This is a genomic window from Tenacibaculum sp. SM2510, assembly GCF_057002845.1.
This window is the reverse complement of the sequence record NZ_CP192703.1, coordinates 2,216,145-2,237,727: the sequence shown is the minus strand read 5'-3', so window position 1 is coordinate 2,237,727 and position 21,583 is coordinate 2,216,145. Positions and strand designations below refer to the sequence as shown.

Sequence of the window (21,583 nt, the reverse complement as noted above, 5' to 3'; positions counted from 1 at the left end):
ATAAATCATGAATGAAGTAATTGCTTTTGGTATTTTATCATTTACGTCTTTTTTTACGTTGATAAATCCTTTTGGCACCATGCCTATTTTTATGACTATGACGGCCGATTTAGATCAAAATCATAGAACAAAAACTGCAAAAAAAGCATCGATAGTTAGTTTCATTACTATTTTAATTTTTGCTTTTTCTGGTCAATTATTATTCAACTTTTTTGGAATTTCAGTTAATAGTTTTAGAATTGTTGGTGGAGTAATTTTCTTTTTAATGGGAATGGATATGCTACACGCAAGATTAGGAAAAGTAAAATTGAAAGATCCTGAAGTAAAAAACTATGTAAACGACATCTCTGTAACACCACTGGCAATCCCTATGATTTGTGGTCCTGGAGCTTTAACAAACGCAATTGTTATGATGGAAGATGCTGATTCTATTGAGAAAAAAATAGCTTTAATTTTTACTGCTTTCTTAGTAATTTTACTAACTTATATAATACTATATAGCTCATCTAAAATTATAAAAGTTATTGGTCAAACTGGTATTAATGTTATGATGCGTTTAATGGGGTTAATTGTTATGGTTATTGCTGTAGAGTTTTTCTTTAGCGGATTAAAACCAATATTATTAGATATTTTTAGCGCTCTTTAAACTCCCCAAAATCGTTTTAAAAACTCGTTTAAATCTTTTTTAGAAGGTGGGTTTCCTGAAAACGGAACCATATCCCAGCGATTTCCATCTTCTTTTAGCTCAAATCGAAAGACTGATGTTGTAGAATCTTTAGGGTTTAATAAAGGGTAACGTAAATCTAAATATTGTACATTTTCTGACGAATCTATTGGCACTAAATTGTAATAACCTTTACTAAACCAGGTTAAGGTTTTAATATCGGGATGATTTACATCTAACAATTTTCTGTTTTTAGGAATCGTTAGTATTGTATCTACTGTTGCTTTGGTGTCAAATAATGAGTAGAACCCTATTTTATAATTCTTCTCTGTTTCTGCAACTCCGTACCACAAAACATTATTAAATATTGTTGGTTGTGTAGAAAATCGACTATAAGAAATACCAGCTTTATCGAATGATTTTTTAAACACCCCATCTATATAAATTTTGTTCCCTAAAGTAAATAACATATAGGCCGAACTAATATAAATACCTGCTTTTAGCCAAGCTGTTCTTCTTGTTCTTTTTCGATTATAAAACATCGCAACAACTAAACATATTAAAAACGGCAATGTGTATAAAGGGTCTACCACCGAAATATTATTAAAAGCGACTCTATAATCAGAAAATGGTAAAAACAATTGTGTTCCGTAGGGTGTAAAACTATCTAATATAGGATGTGTGAAAATCGCTAAAAAATAAAGCCAAATCCAATTTCTCAATGTCGTTGTCTCGCTACGTTTACCTTTATTGTATAATTTAAAAGTTATCCACCCGAAGAGAAAAGACCCTAAAACAGCAAATAACATTGAATGCATAAACCCTCGGTGAAAAGCCATAGCATCAATTTCATTTCCATACAACCATCCACCAATAAAAACATCTAAATCGGGTATTGTACCACCTATTGCGCCAAACAATAATGCTTTATTTCCTATCTTTTTACCAAGTACCAGTTCACCGCAAGCAGCACCTAAAACAATTTGAGTTAATGAATCCATATAAAGCAAATGTAGTAAACGAATTCTACTTGTATAATTCTATACAAAATCGTAACATTACAAACCGAAAAATAGGATACAATGCAAGACGATAAAAACTTATCTGAAATTAATATAGAAGGTCAAAAAATTATTGATAATAAAGAGCTAAATATTTGGGAAGCTTTAATTCCTGTAATTATTTTAATGAGCTTGTTGGCATATAATATTTTTTATGCAGACGGAGCTTGGCTAGGAGATTATTCTAATCAATATATTTTATTAATAGGAGGATTCGTTGCGGCTGGTGTTGGTTTTTTCAATAAAGTGCCATTAAAAACAATGGTTTCTGAAGTTTTAGAAAACTGGAAAAGTGTTTTTGTACCCATTATGATTTTATTTTTAGTTGGGGCTTTAGCAGGAACTTGGTTAGTAAGTGGAATTATACCTGCCATGGTATATTACGGATTACAAGTATTGAGTCCTGAAATATTTTTACCTGCATCGGTAATAATTGCAGCCATTATATCGGTAGCCACAGGAAGTTCTTGGACCACCTCAGCAACGGTAGGTATTGCGTTGGTAGGAATTGGTAGTGCATTAGGAATTCCTACGGGAATGATTGCTGGTGCTGTAATTTCTGGAGCTTATTTTGGTGATAAAATGTCGCCACTTTCTGACACTACAAATTTAGCACCTGCAATGGCTGGTACCGATTTATTTACACACATAAAATACATGGCATTAACCACAGTGCCAACAATTATAATTACACTTATTGTTTTTGCTATTTTAAGCGCTACAATTAACACTACAGGAAGCACAGATATAAGCAATTTATTAGCGAGCATTAAAAATACATTTCATATTTCACCAGTATTATTTGTCGTTCCTGCAGTAGTTATTGCTATGATTTTATTAAAAACAAAACCATTAGTTGCTTTAGGTACCGGAGTTATTTTAGCGGCTGTTTTTGCTTTTATTTTTCAAGGTGATGTGTTAGATGCTTTATCTGAATCTAGATATCAATCCGTTTTAAATGCTGTTATAACAGATACTCAAGTACAAACTGATAATGAAAAATTAACCGAATTATTTAGTGCTGGAGGTGTTGTAGGAATGCTTTGGACAATCTTACTAATTATATGTGCTATGGTTTTTGGTGGTGTTATGGATGCTATTGGTGCCTTAGCAAAACTTACAAAAGAATTATTAGCGATTGCAACTTCTGTATTCGGGTTATTTGCTAGTACTGTTATTAGCTGTTTAGGATTAAATATTATTGCTTCAGATCAATATTTGGCTTTAGTAATCCCTGGTAAAATGTTTAAACAAGCTTATGAAGACAAAGGTTTGGCCCCAGAGAATTTAAGTAGAACTTTAGAAGATTCTGGAACCGTAACTTCTGTATTAATTCCTTGGAATACCTGTGGTGCTTACCAAGCCGGTGTTTTAGGTGTTGGTGTTGGCGAATACGCTTTATATGCCATATTTAATTACTTAAGTCCGTTTATGACTTTACTTTTTGCTGCCTTTAGAATTAAAATTAGAGAAATCGCTAAAAAATAAATACGCCATTACGAGGAATTTTTATTCCGAAGTAATCTTATAATTAAAAACCTATTTTTTATAGATTCCGTCACTTTGTTCAGAATGACGGAATCTTTTTTATATGGTACAAAAAGCCACAATAGAAGACACGGATTTATTAACCGATATCGCTTTAACCTCTAAAGCATATTGGGGATATACTGATGAATTAATTGAAAGTTGGCAAAGCGATTTAACTGTTACTTCTAAAATGATTGAAAATGTATTCGTTTATAAATTCATTCAAAATAATAAAATTATAGGTTTTTATATTTTAAATCAACCAAAAGGAAATAAGATTGAACTAGAAATGTTATTTGTACTTCCTGAATTTATTGGAAAAGGAATTGGCAAACAATTATTACTTCATACTTTTGAGAAAGCACGAAAACAGAACGCTAACACATTAAACTTACTGGCTGACCCAAACGCGGTAGCTTTTTATAAAAGCCAAGGATTTATAATAATCGATAAAAAAGAAAGTACTATTCCGAATCGTTTTTTGCCAGTAATGCAAAAAGATTTAACACAATAGAAATTACTAAAAGCACCCAAGGTGAGCCGTGTAATAAAACATCAAACCAATCTTTAAACTGCATTGCTTGTGCTCCAGAAAATGCGTTACCACCTAAAATCCAATTTAGTTTACCAACAATATGTGGCGGGTTAAAAGGCGCCAACCCTAAGGTTAAACTCGCTATTAAAAATAATTTCCAGTTTTGTTTTATTTGTTGTTTCATACTTATCAATAAACTATACATTATAGTTATATAAACCAATTCCAAACAATTCCAAAACGGATTACAAAATCTCTGTATGGGTTGTTAGAATCGGATAAATAATTCTTTTTCAAGAAAAAAGAACTCGCATTATCAGCCTTAAAGTAAATACGTGTTCTACGTACTCTTGCATTAAAAAACAAATCAACCGTAGGGTAACCAATCTCTGTATCGTTTTGCAACCTAAACTCGGCTAATAATGGATTATAAATATTTGCTTTATACTCTGAAAAATAATTTAACGTTGCTCCTATTTGCACATATAAAGGATCTCCTTTAAACCAGTTGTCAGAATAATATAAGGTGTTTCTTGTTACAATTTCCGGAACTCTAAATACCGCATTACCATTTGCGACCTTTTGATACATTACTGTATTATCTAGGGCAAATTTTCCGAAAGTAAATTCTTTTGATACTTTCGCTTTTAAATAATTAACATTATCTAAAAACTGTCTCGGAGAACTCGTTTCATCAAAATAAGTATAATTATTAATATTGGTAATATCTACAGATGCATTTCCCCATTTAGATTCAAATACACCACCTAATGTTCTAGTTCCTGTAGGCTCAAAATCGTTTTCCCAGTTATAGTCATTATAACTACTTTGGTGTAGTAAAAAGTTAAAATTTGGTGATTTATTACTTATTTCTAAGTGGGCTTTTATTGTAAATAAACTATCTTTTTTATAAAAAGCTTCTGCTTTTAAATCGTTTCCCGAAAGTCTTGCACTACCAGGTGTTAAATTACCAGATGCATTTACATAGAAATTTTTAATTTTCCCATTCCAATTTGCCCCAAAAGAAACCGCTTTTCCTGTTAATTTATTCTTAGTAATTCCAACTAAATTATTTTGCAGGTTTTCGTAACCATAACTATAAGATGCATACCCTGTTTTCACTCTAAATTTACCTAATACATATTTAGAGTTGAAATCTAAAAAAACTTGATTGTTATATAGTAAATAAGTGGCTTTATCGTTTATACTTCCTGATGTGTTTGCGTCTCCGAAATAAGACGGCGTTGCAGTTGTCTGGCTAAAACGATAGTATTTAGAATCTCTTGTAAAAGAATGTCCTATTTTTAGGTTAGAAAAATCATTTTCATGTAGACTATCTTTTGCAGACACTAATTTAAAAGTATGCTCAAAGTACAATCGCTTTCCTTCAAGCGTATTTTCCGCATCATTTAAGTTAACATCTAACCTACCTCTATTACTACTGAAATTAGGATCATCATTTAAAAAAGCATCCATAGAAGTTTCTGTTAAACCTCCGTTTTCTTGATTAAAAAAATCTTGATTAACTGCCTGCCCCTTTATAGCATATTGCCCTTTAGGAGATTCGTATTTAAAACTCATTCTAAAATTACCTGAACTAGCTAATGCCCGCCTATAATTACCTAATGAGCGAAGACCTTTGTAAGACAATGCTACGTTAAATCGTTTCGAAAAATTCGTTGTAAATAAAATATCTAGTACTTGCCCTTGCTCTAATCCTGTTCTGTATAAAACTTCGGTTGTTGGCGTTGGCACATGGTAATAATCTACATCTTCTTTTTCGAAATAATTAAACTGTTTTGCACGAAAACCAATATCCGGAAACTGAGAGATATCTTTAAAATTATATCCTAAATTATTAAATGTTTGCCCTTGGTTATGAAACGGTAATAACTCGAAATTATCCTTTCTTAAAAAATTAAACTTATAATGCTTTTTTAACGTTAGTGTTGTATCTACAATCGTAGTATCGTTTTTAAAAGAGATTATCTTATAATCGGTGTACTTTGTTTTACCGCTAAGTTTTACGTTAACTTCTCCTTCATATATAGAATCATTATTCTGATTAAAACCACCTCTACTCCCTACATTTAAACCTCTCGGAAGGTCTCTTTTCTGAGAATACAACTGAGTACTTATCCCTAATAAAATGATGATTATAAAAAATTTCTTCATAATGACAAAAGTAAAATAATTAAACGACAAAAATTGTGAATAATTTCTTTGAAAACTGTTAATTTGTAATATGTTGAAATTAAATTATAGCGGACATATTTTAGAAGCAGGAACAGATGAAGCCGGTAGAGGCTGCTTGTCAGGACCCGTTGTTGCAGCAGCTGTTATTTTGCCTGAAGATTTTCATCATGATTTACTGAATGATTCTAAGCAAATTTCAGAAAAAAAGCGTCAAGAACTGCGTCCCTATATCGAAGAACACGCATTGGCCTTTGGAGTTGCTTTTGTTGACCATAAAGAAGTAGATGACATAAATGTTTTACAAGCGTCTATAACTGGTATGCAACGCTCTATAGAACAACTTTCTCCGCAACCAGCATTTATTATTGTTGATGGTAATAAGTTTAAGCCCTATAAGGAAATTCCGCACGAAACAATTGTAAAAGGTGATGCTAAATTTATGAGTATTGCAGCAGCATCTGTATTAGCAAAAACCTATAGAGATGAATATATGGAAAAAATCCATCAAGAATATCCGCAGTATAACTGGAGAAAAAATAAGGGCTACCCAACAAAAGAACATCGAAACGCTATTCGTGAGTTTGGACCAACTCCTTATCACAGAATGACTTTTAAATTACTTCCCGAACAATTTAAATTAAAACTTTAGTTTCTCTATTTTTGTCTTTCAATATTTTAGAAGATGATTAAAAGAACGCGTGCAGAAATTAGCAAATGTATTATTCATAAAGTTGCTAATAAATACAATAGTGGCCAAAATGCTTTTTCAGAAAGCTTAGTTCGTTTCGATGAAGAAAGCTACGAATTACTGATGCCTTTTTTATTAAAAAACTTTGGTACAGTAACACAAAGTTATCGTTTTAACCATCATGCTGATGTTCGTTTGAACGAGATTAACAAATACACTTCTGATATTTTTGAAGATGAAAACACCTTCATCGAACATTCTAAAAACATTGTAAATCATTTATATGAACAATCAAATTCTGCCAATATTAAAACAGGAGATGTTTTAGTGGTTTATTTTGAAGGCATTGAATATAAAGACATCTTAACTGAAGCTGTTGGTGTTTTTAAAATTGAAAGCAAAGTAGATTTTTTGCAAACCTATTTAGATGAGGATAGTTTTGATGTTGTCGTTCAGAAAGGAATTTCAACAAAAAAACTAGACAAAGGATGCTTAATCATAAATTCTTCGGATACTGAAGGAACCGTAATTTTATCAGTAGATAACAATAATTATGATGCCCAATATTGGATTAAAAATTTCTTAAACGCCAAATTTGCAGATGACCGTAATTTACATACTCAGAATTATTTAGAGATGTGTAAAGATTTTTCTGAAGAAATTATAAAACCTGAATTCGGAAAACAAGAACAAAGTAATTTCTTAGCAAGTACAGTTGATTATTTTAAAGAACATGAAAATGTAGATTATCATGGTTTTAAAGAAGAAATTTTTGAGGATGAAAAACATAAAGATATGTTTGAAGACTACAAAAAACACTTTGAAGGCTTAAATGATGTTTTAATCCGTAATAACTTTGAAGTTTCAGATGCAGTATTAAAAAAAGAAAAAAGTAAGTTTAAAACTGAATTTAAACTCGACACTAACATTCTAATTAAAATTGATGTAGATGCACCTGATGCTTCTTCAGAATATCTAGAACAAGGTTATGATGAAGAGAAAAAAATGAAATATTACAAAGTATTTTACAATACTGAAAAATAAGAATTAAAAAAGGGAATGTTTTAAAACGTTCCCTTTTTTAATTGTTATTTTTTAACGTCATTCTGAACTTGTTTCAGAATCTCATCGTTCGATTCTTACTCCTTCTCTGCCATTTTCTTAACGTAATCGGTAATAATAACGATTTGAGTAGGCCCTACTTTACCTTCAATATAATTAGCATTTTCATGATCTAAAGAAATTCTACGAACAGCAGTACCTTGCTTGGCAACCATACTAGAACCTTTTACTTTTAAATCTTTAATCAATACTACAGAATCTCCTGCTTGTAAAATTGCTCCATTAGCATCTCTATGAATTATTTTTTCACTCTCATCTAAATGATCTCCACTTTCTTTAGCAAAACGCAAATCGTCGTCTTCTAAATATAACATATCTAACAAATCTTGAGGCCAACCTTCTTTACGAAGTCTAGATAACATTCTCCAAGCAACAACCTTTACAGCTCTATACTCACTCCACATACTATCATTTAAACAACGCCAGTGATTCACTTCTGTTTTTTCAACATCATCGATTTGTTCAACACAAGTATCACAAGCTAACAAGCTACCATCTACGCCACCGATAGGCATTGGTTTAACTTCATAAATTGATAAATTATCTTTTGAAGCACATAACTCACATTGATTTCCACTTCTATCTTGTAATTCTTCTAATAAACTCATTCTTTTAATCTATAAATTAAGGTCTGTAAAAATACATTTTTATTTTATCTTTATCGGATGCATTTAGAAAGTGAAAGATTAATTATACGAGAAGCAAAAGTGAGTGATGCTCCTTTTTATTTCGAATTATTTAATGACCCAGATTGGTTAAATTTTATAAACGACAAAGGTTTAAAATCTGTTAAAGAAACTGAAAACTATTTAAAAGATGTTTTACTTAAAAACTCTAAATTAGGTGGATTAGGTTTTTTTACCGTAATCTTAAAAGAAACGAACAAACCTATTGGTGCTTCAACAGCCTTACAAAGAGATAAATTAGAATTTGTTGATGTCGGGTACGGCTTTTTACCCAAAGGAAGAGGTAAAGGATATGCCGCAGAAGCTACCAAGTTAATTATTGAATATGTTCGAGCTAAGTTTCTGCAAGAAAAGGTATTAGCTTTTACGATGCCTAAAAACGAAGCCTCTCAGAAACTTTTAAAAAAGTTAGGCTTTAAATACATTGGTTTACAGCGTGTTTTTGATGATAGCGAGGATAGCGTTTTCGAATATATTTTTAAAAATTGATACTTCTTTGTTAAAGTTTTCTCTAATTAAAAAAAGCCTAGAAGATTAAATCTTCTAGGCTTTTTTTATTAATTTATTTTCTAAAAGGAAAAGTTAATCTTCAAAATACAATTCGATTAATCCTTTTGGCGTTTCTACTTCAATTGTTTTATTATCTCGATCAACTTTTTTAATAAAGTCATCAATCATAGGAATAAAAATCTCGGTATCTCCGTTTTCAATTTCAAAAAGAGGTTGCGCTGCTTTATCATTTATATATGCTAAAGTACCTACCTCTCCGTAGTTTTTATCAATAATCGTAAAACCTATAACTTCGTGGTAATAAAATTTATTTCCAGTAAGTTTTGGCAGTAAATTTAAAGGCAAATAAATTCCTGCTCTCATGATAGCATCAGCATCTTGCTCGGTATCTACATCTTCAAATTTTACACGAAACATAGTGCTTTTACTTAACGAAGATTTTTCAATAAAAAAAGGAACCAGATTATTGCCTAAATCGACAAAAACTGATTCCAAATTTTCGTAAAGATCGGGTTCATCAGTGTCTAACTTAATAACCACTTCACCCTTAAAACTATGTTTTTTAACGATTTTGCCAAGATAAAAACACTCTTCTTTTTGCATCATCATTGTAGTACAGTTTTTTATTCTTCGCTATCTGCTCCGTTATCTGCAGCTACTTCTTCACTATCTGCAACAGGTGCAGCAGGAGTGTTAGCAGCAATACGTGCAGCGTTTACAGCTTTTTCAGCTTCTAAAGCTTTTGCTTTTGCATCAGCATCTGCCTTTGCTAAACCATCAACTTTACCAGCTACTAAACCAGTTTTTTCCTCTAACCAAGCAGCAAATTTAGTATCTGCTTGTTCTTGTGTTAAAGCTCCTTTTTTAACTCCACCAGCTAAATGATTCTTTAATAAAACACCTTTATAAGATAAAATGTTTCTTGCAGTATCAGTTGGTTGAGCTCCTTTTTGTAACCATTCTACAGCTGTATCAACATCTAAGTCGATTATTGCAGGGTTAGTGTTAGGGTTGTACGTTCCGATTTTTTCTAAATAACGACCATCTCTTTTTGATCTTGAATCAGCAGCTACTACCCAGTAAAAAGGTTTTCCTTTTTTACCGTGTCTTTGTAATCTAATTTTTACAGGCATAATTTTTAATTTTTAAGGTACGCGACCTTGATTATTAACAAATCTTATCATCTCGTGATAAGTGGGCGCAAATGTATAATTTTTTTTTCACTAAAAACTAAAAACGTAACATTATTGCAATAAAAAAGAGCCTGAAAAACAAGCTCTTAAGAAAATTTTGGTGCGTTTAGATATTATAATACTCTAACATCAACTGCGTTTAAACCTTTTTTTCCTTCTTTAAGGTCAAACTCTACTGTATCACCTTCTCTAATCTCATCGATTAAACCTGATACATGTACAAAATACTCTGTGTTTGATCCTGACTCAGTAACAAATCCAAAACCTTTAGATTCGTTAAAGAACTTTACTGTTCCTTCTTTCATTGTAAAAAAATATTATATTTAATAAAGTGCAAAGATACTTTTATAATTCGATTCTTAAATAATTTTATTTCAACATTACTAAAACTTAACATCTACATAACAATAGATTATGTGTTTCTATTGATTAGAAAACTTAAAAACACACTATAAACCCGTTAATAACTTCTCCTAAAAACACCACAATTTCTTCGTATTTTTACACTTTGATAATGCCTAAACGCTTCAATAAAACACTCTAGATGTATTTAATTTTTGATACTGAAACTACCGGATTACCTAAAAGTTGGAACGCTCCTATTACCGATACAAATAATTGGCCTAGAGCGACACAAATTGCTTGGCAATTACATGATGAATTAGGTAATTTAATTGAGCATAATGATTTCCTTATCAAACCTGACGGATTTAATATTCCGTATGATGCTGAGAGAATTCATGGTATTTCTACCGATTTAGCGCAAGAACAAGGAATTGAACTTTCTGAAGGTTTAGCTTTATTTAATGAAGCTTTAAGTAAAACAAAATTTATAGTTGGGCAAAATCTTGCTTTCGACATTAATATTATGGGATGTGAATTCCATCGTTTAGGTGTTGATAATAATTTAACAAAACTGCCAATATTAGATACCTGTACAGAGCACACTGCAAAAATGTGCCAGATACCTGGTGGCCGTGGTGGTAAATTTAAATTACCAACATTAACCGAATTACACCAGCATTTATTTGGTGATGGTTTCGGAGATGCCCACAACGCAACTGCCGATGTAGAAGCAACAACACGATGTTTTTTAGAATTAATTCGCTTACGCCAATTTACCAAAGAACAACTTCAGGTTACTGATGATTTTTTTGATCGTTACACTCAAAACAACCCGAGCGTTACTCAAATCATAGGATTAAATCACTTAAATCTTAAAAGAGAAAGTGAAAAAATTCGCGCTAGAATTGAAAAAGCTAAAGGCGAAACAACAACAATAAGTACCAATGAAGGCTTAGCTGAGTTAAAAGACAGCCAATTTGCACACCTTCATAATCACACACAATATTCTGTTTTACAATCTACCATACAAATTGGTGCTATTGTAAATGCTGCTGCAAAAGACAACATGTCGGCAGTAGCAATGACCGATACTGGTAATATGATGGCTGCTTTTCATTTTGTACAAGCCGTTTTAAATCACAACAAGGCTGTTGATTCGGCTAATATTGAAGCAATAGAAAAAGGAGAAGAACCTACGCAACAACCTTTAAAACCAATTGTTGGTTGTGAATTTAATATTTGTAATGATCACACTAATAAAAGCCAGAAAGATAACGGTTATCAAGTTGTTTTATTAGCTAAAAATAAAAAAGGATATCACAACTTAGCAAAAATGTCATCTATTGCTTTTGTTGATGGTTTTTATTACATCCCAAGAATTGATAAAAAAGTAGTAGAACAATATAAAGAAGACATTATTGTACTTACAGGTAGTTTGTATGGTGAGGTACCAAGTAAAATATTAAACGTTGGTGAAGCACAAGCTGAAGAAGCATTACTTTGGTGGAAAGAGCAATTTGGCGAGGATTTGTATATTGAATTAATGCGCCATAATCAAGAAGATGAAAAAGTTGTTAATGAAACACTTTTAAAGTTTTCTAAAAAGCATAACGTAAAAATAGTTGCCTCAAACAACACTTTTTATTTAAGTAAAGAAGATGCAAATGCACACGATATTTTACTGTGTGTAAAAGATGGAGAAAAACAAGCAACTCCTAAAGGAAGAGGACGTGGTTATCGTTATGGTTTACCAAACGACGAGTACTACTTTAAATCATCCGAAGAGATGAAAACTTTATTTGCTGATCTTCCAGAAGCAATTATAAACATTCAGGAAATTGTAGATAAAATAGAACCTTATACTTTAGCGCGTGATGTTTTATTACCTGCTTTTGATATTCCTGATGAATTTAAAGACACTAAAGATGAGGAAGACAAAGGAAAAAGAGGTGAAAATAATTTTTTACGTCACCTAACCTATGTAGGTGCCAAAAAACGATACGGTGAAATTACCGAAAGCATTAAAGAACGTTTAGATTTTGAATTATCAGTTATTGAGAAAACAGGATATCCTGGATATTTCTTAATTGTTGAAGATTTTATCCGCGAAGCGAGAAACATGGATGTTGCCGTAGGGCCAGGACGTGGTTCTGCAGCTGGATCGGTAGTTGCCTACTGTTTATGGATTACCAATATAGACCCTATTAAATACGATTTGCTTTTTGAGCGTTTCTTAAATCCCGAACGTGTATCAATGCCCGATATTGATATTGATTTTGATGATGAAGGGCGTGGTCGTGTAATGGATTATGTAATTAATAAATACGGTGCTAATCAAGTAGCACAAATTATTACCTACGGAACCATGGCGGCAAAATCCTCGATTAGGGATACCGCGCGTGTATTAGATTTACCACTTTTTGAGGCCGATAGAATTGCCAAGCTAATTCCCGGAATGAAACTGAAGAAAATATTTTCTTTGGATGAAAAACAACTAAAAGAGAAACTTAGAACCGAAGAAATAGAGTTGGTAAACGAACTAAAAAGACTTTCTAACGGATCTGATTTAATGGCAGAAACCATTAATAAAGCTCGAATTCTAGAAGGTTCTGTTCGTAACACTGGTATTCACGCCTGTGGTGTAATTATTACACCTGATGATATTACCAAATTCGTGCCCGTTGCGCTTGCCAAAGATTCAGACATGTACGTAACTCAGTTCGACAACTCGGTTGTTGAAGATGCTGGTTTACTAAAAATGGATTTCTTGGGATTAAAAACGCTAACCTTAATTAAGGATACCGTTAAAATTGTAAAAGCACGACATGACATTCTTTTAGACCCTGAAAATTTTCCGTTAGATGATGTAAAAACCTATGAGCTTTTCCAAAGAGGAGAAACTGTTGGTATTTTTCAATATGAATCTCCGGGAATGCAAAAACACATGAGATCTTTAAAACCTACCGTTTTTGAAGATTTAATTGCCATGAATGCCTTGTATCGTCCAGGACCAATGGAATATATTCCTTCTTTTATCCGAAGAAAACACGGGGATGAAGAAATTGAATACGATTTACCAGCGATGGAAGAATACCTATCCGAAACATACGGAATTACAGTATACCAAGAGCAGGTAATGTTACTGTCGCAAAAATTAGCTGATTTTACCAAAGGTGAAGCCGATGTTTTACGTAAGGCAATGGGTAAAAAACAAATTGCGGTTCTTGATAAAATGAAACCTAAGTTTGTTGCACAAGCAAGTGCAAACGGCCATGATGCTAAAAAATTAGAGAAAATTTGGACAGATTGGGAAGCATTCGCATCCTACGCCTTTAACAAGTCACACTCTACTTGTTATGCTTGGATTGCTTATCAAACTGCGTATTTAAAAGCGCATTATCCTGCAGAATATATGGCGGCTGTGCTTTCGAATAACATGAACGATATTAAATCGGTTTCGTTTTTTATGGAAGAATGTAAACGTGCCGGAATTACCGTTTTAGGTCCTGATGTAAATGAATCTTTTTCTAAATTCTCAGTAAATAAAGAAGGAGCAATCCGTTTCGGAATGGCAGCAATTAAAGGTGTTGGTGGCCTTGCCGTAAAATCAATTATTAATGAACGTGAAGAGAATGGTCACTTTTCTTCTGTTTTCGACCTTGCTAAACGAGTTGATTTACGTGTAGCAAATAAAAAAGCTTTTGAAGGTTTAATTTTAGCTGGTGGTTTTGATTCTTTTACAAATACCCACAGAGCTCAATATTTTGTAGAGGATGAAAAGAATCAAAAATTTATAGAAAAAGCATTGCGTTTTGGTAACAAATACCAAGAAAATCAGAATTCTTCTCAAGTTTCCTTATTTGGTGGAGCTTCTGAAGAAGAAATGCCAGAACCAATTATTCCTACTTGTGATACTTGGGCAACTATGGAACTACTAGGTAAAGAAAAAGAAGTGGTCGGTATTTATATTTCTGCGCATCCGTTAGATGATTTTAAAAACGAATTAAAATTTTGCAACGCTGCACTATCGCATTACAACGATTTACCTAAATACGAAGGTATGGCATTGTCTTTCGGTGGTATTGTAACCGACGTACAACACCGTATATCAAAAGCAGGAAAAGGTTGGGCTACATTTTTTATTGAGGATTATAGTGAGAATTTCGAGTTTAGAATTTTTGGCGAAGAATACCTTCGATTTAAACACTTTTTGGTACCCAACTCTTTCTTGTTTGTAAAAACAATGGTAAAACCAGGCTGGACAAATAAAGAAGGTGTAAAAGGAGAACCTAGAGTTAGTTTTAACGAGTTCTTGTTACTTCATGACATTATGGATAAAATGTGTAAAAAAATAACCATAAAGATGCCTTTACAGGATGTAAAAGAGAACAGAATTAAAGATTTACAACATTTATTTGCGACTAATAGAGGAACCCAAAATTTACATTTTACTATTTGGGACACCGAAGAAAAAATAGAGCTGAATTTACCAAGCAGAAATACTAAAATTAAAATTTCTAATGAATTTTTAAAGTTATTGGATGAGCAACATATTAATTATAAATTAAATTAAAAATGTTTCCTAAACATCTTAACAGTGATGCTTTATTAGTAAACGCAGTTAATGAAAAATTGTACGCAAACTTAATTACTCAGCTAAATAAAGATTTTAGCTTAGCTAATTTAGCAATTATTTTAACTAAAAACAGCACTCCAGCTACATTAAAAGATGAGTTAAGAAAAGTAATAAAACATTTAATTCTGACGGATTTAAACAGCTATAAAAACCTTTTATATATTGTTGATATTCCTGAAGTAATGACTTATAAAAAAGAAGCATCAAATATTGACACCTATACCGAAAGTATTGTCTTTTTAATATTAAAAAGAGTTTGGAAAAAAGTATGGTTTCGAGCTAATTATTCTAATTAGTCAACTCTCTAAATAAACTTTCTAAATTTTTGTTTTCAGTATTTAAGCCAAGTATCTTTAAACCGTTTTCTTGCGCAAAATCAAAAATTACTGGACGCATATCTTCCGTCGTTTCAAAAGTAAGTATCCAGTTATTTTCTACCGTATTTTTATAGTGAGTAAGATTCGGTAAACGCTGTATAAATTGCTCTTCTAACTTATAATCAAACGTTACTTTAATTGTTTGTTCCTTGCTTGTTTTAAGTTCAGTAATTGGTTTATCAATAACCAACTCTCCTTTATTTATAATAATTACACGATCGCAAACTGCCTCTACCTCTTGCATAATGTGAGTAGATAATAAAACTGTTTTATTCTTCCCCAATTCTTTAATCAACTCACGAATTTCTACTAATTGATTCGGATCTAATCCTGTGGTTGGCTCATCTAAAATTAACACTTCTGGGTCGTGTAAAATAGCTGCAGCTAAACCCACTCTTTGACGGTATCCTTTTGAGAGTTGCCCTATTTTTTTATGTGATTCAATCGTTAATCCTACTTTCTCGATTACCTCAGCGATACTTGTTTTTTCAACTTTATAAATTGCTGCTTGAAATTGTAAATACTCGCGTACATACATATCTAAATACAACGGATTATGTTCGGGTAAGTATCCTATTTTTTTCTGTGCTTCAATTGGATTTTTAACAACGTCTATTCCGCTTACAAAAACAGCTCCTTCACTTGGCTGAATAAATCCGGTTAAGATTTTCATAGTGGTAGATTTTCCGGCTCCGTTTGGACCTAAAAACCCAACTATTTCTCCTTTTTCGGCTTCAAAAGAAATGTCATTGACTGCTTTTTGTGTTCCGTAAACTTTAGATATAGAAGTAAGTTGTATTGACATATTTTGGTTGATCTTTTAAAAAAATGTTGCTGCGAAAAAGCTGAAGTAATCTTATAGCTAACAGATTGCTTCGTTCCTCGCAATGACGGGATTAATTACACTCTCTTATAAGAAACGAAACTATAATCGTATTTATTTTTCTCATCTGCTTTACAATCCTCTCGAGATACTTCTTTCCAAACGTCTAAGTCAATTATTGGAAAGAAAACATCCGCTTCAAAATCGTGATGAACAATGGTAATATCTAATTGATCAACCAACCCTTTTTCGATTGCTTGTTTATAAATTTGGGCTCCACCAATTATAAAAACATCCGAAGCTGCTTTTGACATATCAATCGCTTCTTCAATTGAATTCGCCACCAAACATCCATCTTTAAAATAGTCATTATTTCTAGTTATGATTACTGATGTGCGATTTGGCAATGGTTTTCCAATACTTTCAAAAGTATTACGTCCCATTAAAATATGATGTCCTGAGGTAATTTTTTTAAACCGTTTTAAATCAGCAGGAAGGTGCCAAATTAAATCGTTATCTTTTCCTAAAGCATTATTATTGGCTATTGCAGCAATTATTGTAATCATAAATAGTATTTAATGAATGGCTATACACTTTTTACCCATTCTTTAATATAACTTGTTAAGTCTCTTTTTCTTGTAATAGCTTCACCTAAAACATCTGTTTTTATATTATCTACTAAGGTTTTAATTGCTTCTAAAACTTTTTCATCATTAATATCAGCTATTTTATCATAGAGGGAATCTTTTAAAACATCAACATTTGTAGTCATTTTATTTCTTTTTAGGTTCTTATTACAAAGCTAGTAAAGAATTTACATAAAATAATGTTAAATTACACTGCTACAACACCTTTAATATGTGGATGCGGATTATAATCTACCAACTCAAAATCTTCAAAAGTAAAATCTTCAATATTTTTAATTTCTGGATTCATTTTCATCTTTGGTAGTGTACGTGTATCACGAGACAATTGCAATTCTAATTGCGCTATATGATTGTTATAAATATGTGCATCACCAAAAGTATGAATAAACTCCCCTGCTTCATAACCACAAACCTGAGCTATCATCATCGTAAATAAAGCATATGAAGCGATGTTAAACGGAACACCTAAAAATATATCGGCACTTCGTTGGTATAACTGACAAGATAATTTTCCGTCTGCTACATAAAACTGAAAAAATGCATGACACGGTGGTAAAGCTGCTTTATCGTTAGCAACGTTTTCAGAAAATGATTTTGATGTATCTGGCATTACAGAAGGATTCCAAGCAGAAACTAACATTCTGCGACTGTTTGGATTCGTTTTTAGTGTCTCAATAACATCTTTTAATTGATCTATTTCATCACTATTCCAATTACGCCATTGATGACCATAAACAGGTCCTAAATCGCCGTTTTCATCAGCCCACGAATTCCATATTTTAACGCCGTTTTCTTGTAAATACTTAATATTTGTATCTCCTTTTATAAACCAAAGCAACTCATATATAATCGATTTTAAATGTAACTTCTTAGTGGTTACCATCGGAAAACCTTCATTTAAATCAAATCTCATTTGATGACCAAAAACACTTTTTGTTCCTGTTCCTGTTCTATCACCTTTCTCGTTACCGTTTTCTAAAACGTGTTTTACTAAATCTAGATATTGCTTCATCTTCTACTTTTGATTTCTGTAAAAATAAAAAAGCTTCAACATTTAATGCTGAAGCTTTTCAAATTTATATTAATAAGTTATTAACTTTTTAAATTGTTAGTAGCGACTCGCTACCCAATAATCATACCTGCAATTGTTGCTGACATTAAAGAAGCTATTGTTCCTCCAATTAAAGCTTTCATTCCAAATTCTGATAATGTTTTACGTTGTCCTGGTGCTAATGAACCAATACCCCCAATTTGAATACCGATTGATGCAAAATTTGCAAATCCGCAAAGCATATAAGTTGCCATAATAATTGATTTATTATACGTTAAATGTGTTGCGTTTGCTATATTTTTAAGTTCAGCTAACTGAATGTAGCCAACAAATTCACTTGCTGCTAATTTAATTCCTAACAACTGCCCCATTAAAGCCATATCTTCTTTTGCTACCCCTATCAACCACATTAAAGGCGCAAAAACATATCCTAAAATTGCTTCTAAAGAAAACTTAGCATAACTTGTGTTTTCTGCCATCCAAGTGTTTAGGGCTGTAACATCTCCTACCCAACCTAAAATCCCGTTTATCATTGCAATAAAAGCAATAAATACTAATAACATCGCTGCTACATTCATTGCTAATTGTAAACCTTCAGTTGTTCCATTGGCTATAGCATCTAATATATTTGAACCTATCTTATCTGATGATACCTGTACTTCTGTATTTACTTTTTCTGTTTGTGGGTACAAAATTTTAGAAATAATTATAGCACCTGGTGCTGCCATTACCGATGCTGCTAACAAATGTTTTGCATACAACAATCGCAACCCTTCATCTTCTCCCCCTAAAAATCCAATATAAGCTGCTAAAACAGCTCCGGCTACCGTTGCCATACCCCCAATCATTACTAACAGTATTTCTGATCGGTTCATTTTTTCTAAATATGCCTTAATTAATAAAGGAGCTTCTGTTTGACCTAAAAATATATTTCCTGCAACAGACAAACTTTCTGCTCCAGATATTTTTAACGTTTTAGTTAAAAGCCAAGCTAAGGCTTTTACTACTTTTTGAATTAAACCAAGGTAAAATAACAATGATGTTAATGCTGAAAAGAAAATAATGGTTGGTAATACTTGAAAAGCAAATATAAATCCAAACGAACTCATATCTGATACCAACCCGCTAAATAGAAATTCACTTCCTGCTCGCGTAAAATCTAACACACTTACAAATAAACCTCCAACTATTTCAAAGGCACTTTGTACAATAGGTATTTTTAAAACACCTACAGCTATAACCAACTGAAAGGCCAAACCTAAACCTACTGTTTTCCAATCGATTCCTTTTCTATTCGCGCTAAATAAAAATGCAATAATTAACAATGAAATCATTCCCAGAGCACCACGCAGTAAACTTTGAGCAGAAAAACCTTTACTAGGTATAATCGCTTCAGATATCTCGGCATCTTCTTGAACTTTACTTGCTATAAAAACCGTGTTTTGGCCAGATGTAAAATTATATAACACATCCTTTTCTGCTAACACTAATGATTCTTCTGTTAATTCAACTACATTATAGTAGCGAACTGTATCAATAGGCTGTTTATGATTAAGGATTAATAAATTATTCTGATGAATATAGTTTCCTGCTGTTTGTAAGCTATCTTTAGCTACTATAGAGTAATTGAAATTACCTCTAGTTAGATTTAATACATCTGATGGATTTATGGCTACTACCGAATTACCATCAGTAGTAGTAATCGATGAAAAATTCCACTTTTTCTCTATGCTTTGACCAAAAGTTAGTATTGATGCACAAAGCATTATGAGAGTACATAATTTCTTCATTTTATATATTTTATTAAGAACGCTTGCTTATTTCGTCGCGAATTTCTGCTGCCAACTCATAGTCTTCATTTGCAACAGCTTCATTAAGTTGTTCGTGTAATTCTTGTAATGATAAATGCGTATATCCCTTTTCCTCTTCAAACTCTTCTTCTAAAGAGAACTCTATTCCGTCAGACTCTAAATCTTCTTCAATAATTAACTCTTCATCTAATTTTAAATAAACACCTGCTTTATCTAAAATATTCTCGTACGTAAAAATAGGCGCTTGAAAACGTACTGCTAATGCTATTGCATCAGAAGTACGGGTATCTATAACTTCTTCTATACCTTCTCTTTCACATATCAAACTAGAATAAAAAACACCATCAATCAATTTATGTATAATAACCTGGGTTACTTTGATCGAAAATTTATCTGAGAATGTCTTAAATAAATCGTGCGTAAGTGGTCTTGGTGGGCGTATTTCTTTCTCTAAAGCGATTGCTATAGATTGCGCTTCAAATGCTCCAATAATAATAGGTAGGGTTCTTGTACCATCCATTTCACTTAACACTAATGCATAAGCTCCACTTTGAGTTTGGCTATACGAAATCCCTTTAATAGTTAGTTTTATTAAACTCATGTACAATTATAAAATAACAAAAAGCTGTCTAATTTTAGGCTCTACGCTTCAAATTTAGACAGCCTTCTTAAGTGGGCACAATTTACTAAAAATTATGAGTTGACCTCTAATTTCTACAAAAAGAAAATTTGCCCAACAAAATTATGCTTGTTTAAACGCTTTTAACTTTTCCACCAACTGAGGTACAACCTCAAAAGCATCACCTACAATACCGTAATCTGCGGCCTTAAAGAAAGGAGCTTCTGGGTCTGTATTAATAACCACTTTTACTTTTGATGCATTAATACCTGCTAAATGCTGAATTGCACCAGAAATACCAATGGCAATATATAAGTTTGAGGCTACTGGCTTACCAGTTTGCCCTACGTGTTCACTGTGAGGGCGCCATCCTAAATCAGATACTGGCTTAGAACATGCTGTTGCAGCACCTAAAACAGTAGCTAACTCTTCAATCATTCCCCAGTTCTCAGGTCCTTTCATACCACGACCAGCAGAAACTACGATATCAGCATCTGCAATAGTTACTGTACCACTAGCTTTACTAATACTTTCTGATTTCACTCCTAGTTCTGGCAAAGTAGCGTCAAAACTTTCTGTTGATCCACTTACTGCATTTTCGTGAGCTCCGTATGAGTTCTTTGCTACTCCAACTACTTTGTTCTCTGTTGAAATTTCAGTATTGTTAAATCCTTTATTTGAAAAAGCTTTTCTTTTTACTACAAACGGACTCACACTACTTGGTAAAGCTACAACGTTAGAGGCATAACCTGCCTCCAAAGCAACAGCTACTAAAGGCGCAACTGTAAAACCATCAATACTAGAATCTATGATTACTGTATTTGCTGATTTTGATTCTGCTACTTGCTTAATAACTGAAGCGTATGCTTTTGCATTAAAAGATGCTAAGTCATTCTTTACTTCAATTACTTTTTCTGCTCCGTATGCATATAATTCAGAAGCATCTCCTCCGTTGATCGTTAACACCAACATATCGCTTCCTAATTGTTCTGCTACTTTTTTTCCGTATGAAACTACTTCAAAAGCAGTTTTTTTAAATTTTCCTTCCGATGAATCGGCAAAAACTAATACAGACATATTTTTATGTTT

At 32.4% G+C, this 21,583-nt stretch carries 22 protein-coding genes; 8 read left to right on the top strand and 14 right to left on the bottom strand.

Going from position 1 to position 21,583, the window contains the following annotated elements:
* Positions 1 to 7: 7 nt before the first annotated feature.
* A complete protein-coding gene (locus tag ACQ629_RS10020; protein ID WP_483704637.1) occupies positions 8 to 646 on the top strand; it encodes a MarC family protein in 639 nt (212 codons plus the stop codon).
* Here ACQ629_RS10020 and ACQ629_RS10015 read toward each other — a convergent pair.
* Complete coding sequence (locus ACQ629_RS10015; RefSeq protein ID WP_483704635.1) at positions 643 to 1,665, bottom strand: metal-dependent hydrolase; 1,023 nt, start codon at positions 1,663 to 1,665, stop codon at positions 643 to 645. The genes ACQ629_RS10020 and ACQ629_RS10015 overlap by 4 nt on opposite strands.
* A gap of 81 nt (positions 1,666 to 1,746) precedes the next feature.
* Here ACQ629_RS10015 and nhaC point away from each other — a divergent pair, with 81 nt between their 5' ends.
* The gene (nhaC, locus tag ACQ629_RS10010; RefSeq protein WP_483704633.1) at positions 1,747 to 3,213 is read left to right on the top strand and encodes a Na+/H+ antiporter NhaC; all 1,467 of its coding nucleotides are present in this window, start codon (positions 1,747 to 1,749) and stop codon (positions 3,211 to 3,213) included.
* Positions 3,214 to 3,316: 103 nt separating this feature from the next.
* Positions 3,317 to 3,769, top strand: a complete 453-nt coding sequence (locus tag ACQ629_RS10005) for a GNAT family N-acetyltransferase (RefSeq protein WP_483704631.1) — start codon at positions 3,317 to 3,319, stop codon at positions 3,767 to 3,769.
* Here ACQ629_RS10005 and ACQ629_RS10000 read toward each other — a convergent pair.
* Both ACQ629_RS10000 and ACQ629_RS09995 read right to left on the bottom strand, forming a co-directional pair.
* Positions 3,720 to 3,974: a hypothetical protein gene (locus ACQ629_RS10000; RefSeq protein ID WP_483704629.1), complete on the bottom strand. Its 255-nt coding sequence runs from the start codon at positions 3,972 to 3,974 to the stop codon at positions 3,720 to 3,722. The two genes, ACQ629_RS10005 and ACQ629_RS10000, sit on opposite strands and share 50 nt — an antisense overlap.
* Before the next feature lie 26 nt (positions 3,975 to 4,000).
* Complete coding sequence (locus ACQ629_RS09995) at positions 4,001 to 5,965, bottom strand: putative porin (RefSeq protein WP_483704627.1); 1,965 nt, start codon at positions 5,963 to 5,965, stop codon at positions 4,001 to 4,003.
* Between the two features lie 70 nt (positions 5,966 to 6,035).
* Here ACQ629_RS09995 and ACQ629_RS09990 point away from each other — a divergent pair, with 70 nt between their 5' ends.
* Complete coding sequence (locus ACQ629_RS09990; protein WP_483704625.1) at positions 6,036 to 6,635, top strand: ribonuclease HII; 600 nt, start codon at positions 6,036 to 6,038, stop codon at positions 6,633 to 6,635.
* A gap of 33 nt (positions 6,636 to 6,668) precedes the next feature.
* Positions 6,669 to 7,718 (top strand): nucleoid-associated protein, encoded by a 1,050-nt coding sequence (locus ACQ629_RS09985; protein WP_483704623.1) that lies wholly within the window; start codon positions 6,669 to 6,671, stop codon positions 7,716 to 7,718.
* A 95-nt stretch (positions 7,719 to 7,813) separates the two neighbouring features.
* Here the strand turns inward: ACQ629_RS09985 and ACQ629_RS09980 are convergent, their stop codons facing one another.
* Complete coding sequence (locus tag ACQ629_RS09980) at positions 7,814 to 8,404, bottom strand: PhnA domain-containing protein (RefSeq protein ID WP_483704621.1); 591 nt, start codon at positions 8,402 to 8,404, stop codon at positions 7,814 to 7,816.
* A gap of 57 nt (positions 8,405 to 8,461) precedes the next feature.
* Between ACQ629_RS09980 and ACQ629_RS09975 the strand changes: the two genes are divergently transcribed.
* Positions 8,462 to 8,971 carry a GNAT family N-acetyltransferase gene (locus ACQ629_RS09975; RefSeq protein WP_483704619.1) on the top strand — a complete coding sequence of 170 codons (510 nt, stop codon included), beginning with the start codon at positions 8,462 to 8,464 and terminating at the stop codon, positions 8,969 to 8,971.
* A gap of 93 nt (positions 8,972 to 9,064) precedes the next feature.
* Here the strand turns inward: ACQ629_RS09975 and rimM are convergent, their stop codons facing one another.
* From rimM to ACQ629_RS09960, 3 genes are all read right to left on the bottom strand, one after another.
* Positions 9,065 to 9,595, bottom strand: a complete 531-nt coding sequence (gene rimM, locus ACQ629_RS09970; protein WP_483707200.1) for a ribosome maturation factor RimM — start codon at positions 9,593 to 9,595, stop codon at positions 9,065 to 9,067.
* Between the two features lie 20 nt (positions 9,596 to 9,615).
* Positions 9,616 to 10,125, bottom strand: a complete 510-nt coding sequence (locus ACQ629_RS09965) for a 30S ribosomal protein S16 (RefSeq protein WP_483704617.1) — start codon at positions 10,123 to 10,125, stop codon at positions 9,616 to 9,618.
* Between the two features lie 173 nt (positions 10,126 to 10,298).
* A complete protein-coding gene (locus tag ACQ629_RS09960) occupies positions 10,299 to 10,490 on the bottom strand; it encodes a cold-shock protein (RefSeq protein WP_260587001.1) in 192 nt (63 codons plus the stop codon).
* Between the two features lie 239 nt (positions 10,491 to 10,729).
* Between ACQ629_RS09960 and dnaE the strand changes: the two genes are divergently transcribed.
* Together dnaE and ACQ629_RS09950 are read left to right on the top strand one after the other, a co-directional pair.
* Entirely contained in the window at positions 10,730 to 15,103 is a 4,374-nt protein-coding gene (gene dnaE / locus ACQ629_RS09955; protein WP_483704615.1) for a DNA polymerase III subunit alpha, read from the top strand.
* A gap of 2 nt (positions 15,104 to 15,105) precedes the next feature.
* Positions 15,106 to 15,462 carry a hypothetical protein gene (locus ACQ629_RS09950; protein WP_483704613.1) on the top strand — a complete coding sequence of 119 codons (357 nt, stop codon included), beginning with the start codon at positions 15,106 to 15,108 and terminating at the stop codon, positions 15,460 to 15,462.
* Here the strand turns inward: ACQ629_RS09950 and gldA are convergent.
* From gldA to ACQ629_RS09915, 7 genes are all read right to left on the bottom strand, one after another.
* On the bottom strand, positions 15,455 to 16,348 hold the full coding sequence (gene gldA / locus ACQ629_RS09945; RefSeq protein WP_483704611.1) for a gliding motility-associated ABC transporter ATP-binding subunit GldA: 894 nt from the start codon (positions 16,346 to 16,348) through the stop codon (positions 15,455 to 15,457). The two genes, ACQ629_RS09950 and gldA, sit on opposite strands and share 8 nt — an antisense overlap.
* 95 nt (positions 16,349 to 16,443) lie before the next feature.
* Positions 16,444 to 16,932: a dihydrofolate reductase gene (locus ACQ629_RS09940; RefSeq protein WP_483704609.1), complete on the bottom strand. Its 489-nt coding sequence runs from the start codon at positions 16,930 to 16,932 to the stop codon at positions 16,444 to 16,446.
* 20 nt (positions 16,933 to 16,952) lie between these two features.
* Positions 16,953 to 17,138 (bottom strand): hypothetical protein, encoded by a 186-nt coding sequence (locus ACQ629_RS09935; RefSeq protein WP_483704607.1) that lies wholly within the window; start codon positions 17,136 to 17,138, stop codon positions 16,953 to 16,955.
* 62 nt (positions 17,139 to 17,200) lie between these two features.
* Positions 17,201 to 18,025 (bottom strand): thymidylate synthase, encoded by an 825-nt coding sequence (locus ACQ629_RS09930; protein WP_483704605.1) that lies wholly within the window; start codon positions 18,023 to 18,025, stop codon positions 17,201 to 17,203.
* Between the two features lie 110 nt (positions 18,026 to 18,135).
* Positions 18,136 to 19,854, bottom strand: coding sequence for a NupC/NupG family nucleoside CNT transporter (locus ACQ629_RS09925; RefSeq protein WP_483704603.1), 1,719 nt, complete (start codon positions 19,852 to 19,854; stop codon positions 18,136 to 18,138).
* A 13-nt stretch (positions 19,855 to 19,867) separates the two neighbouring features.
* Positions 19,868 to 20,476: a bifunctional nuclease family protein gene (locus tag ACQ629_RS09920; RefSeq protein ID WP_483704601.1), complete on the bottom strand. Its 609-nt coding sequence runs from the start codon at positions 20,474 to 20,476 to the stop codon at positions 19,868 to 19,870.
* A 141-nt stretch (positions 20,477 to 20,617) separates the two neighbouring features.
* Complete coding sequence (locus tag ACQ629_RS09915; RefSeq protein ID WP_483704599.1) at positions 20,618 to 21,571, bottom strand: electron transfer flavoprotein subunit alpha/FixB family protein; 954 nt, start codon at positions 21,569 to 21,571, stop codon at positions 20,618 to 20,620.
* Positions 21,572 to 21,583 lie beyond the last annotated feature (12 nt).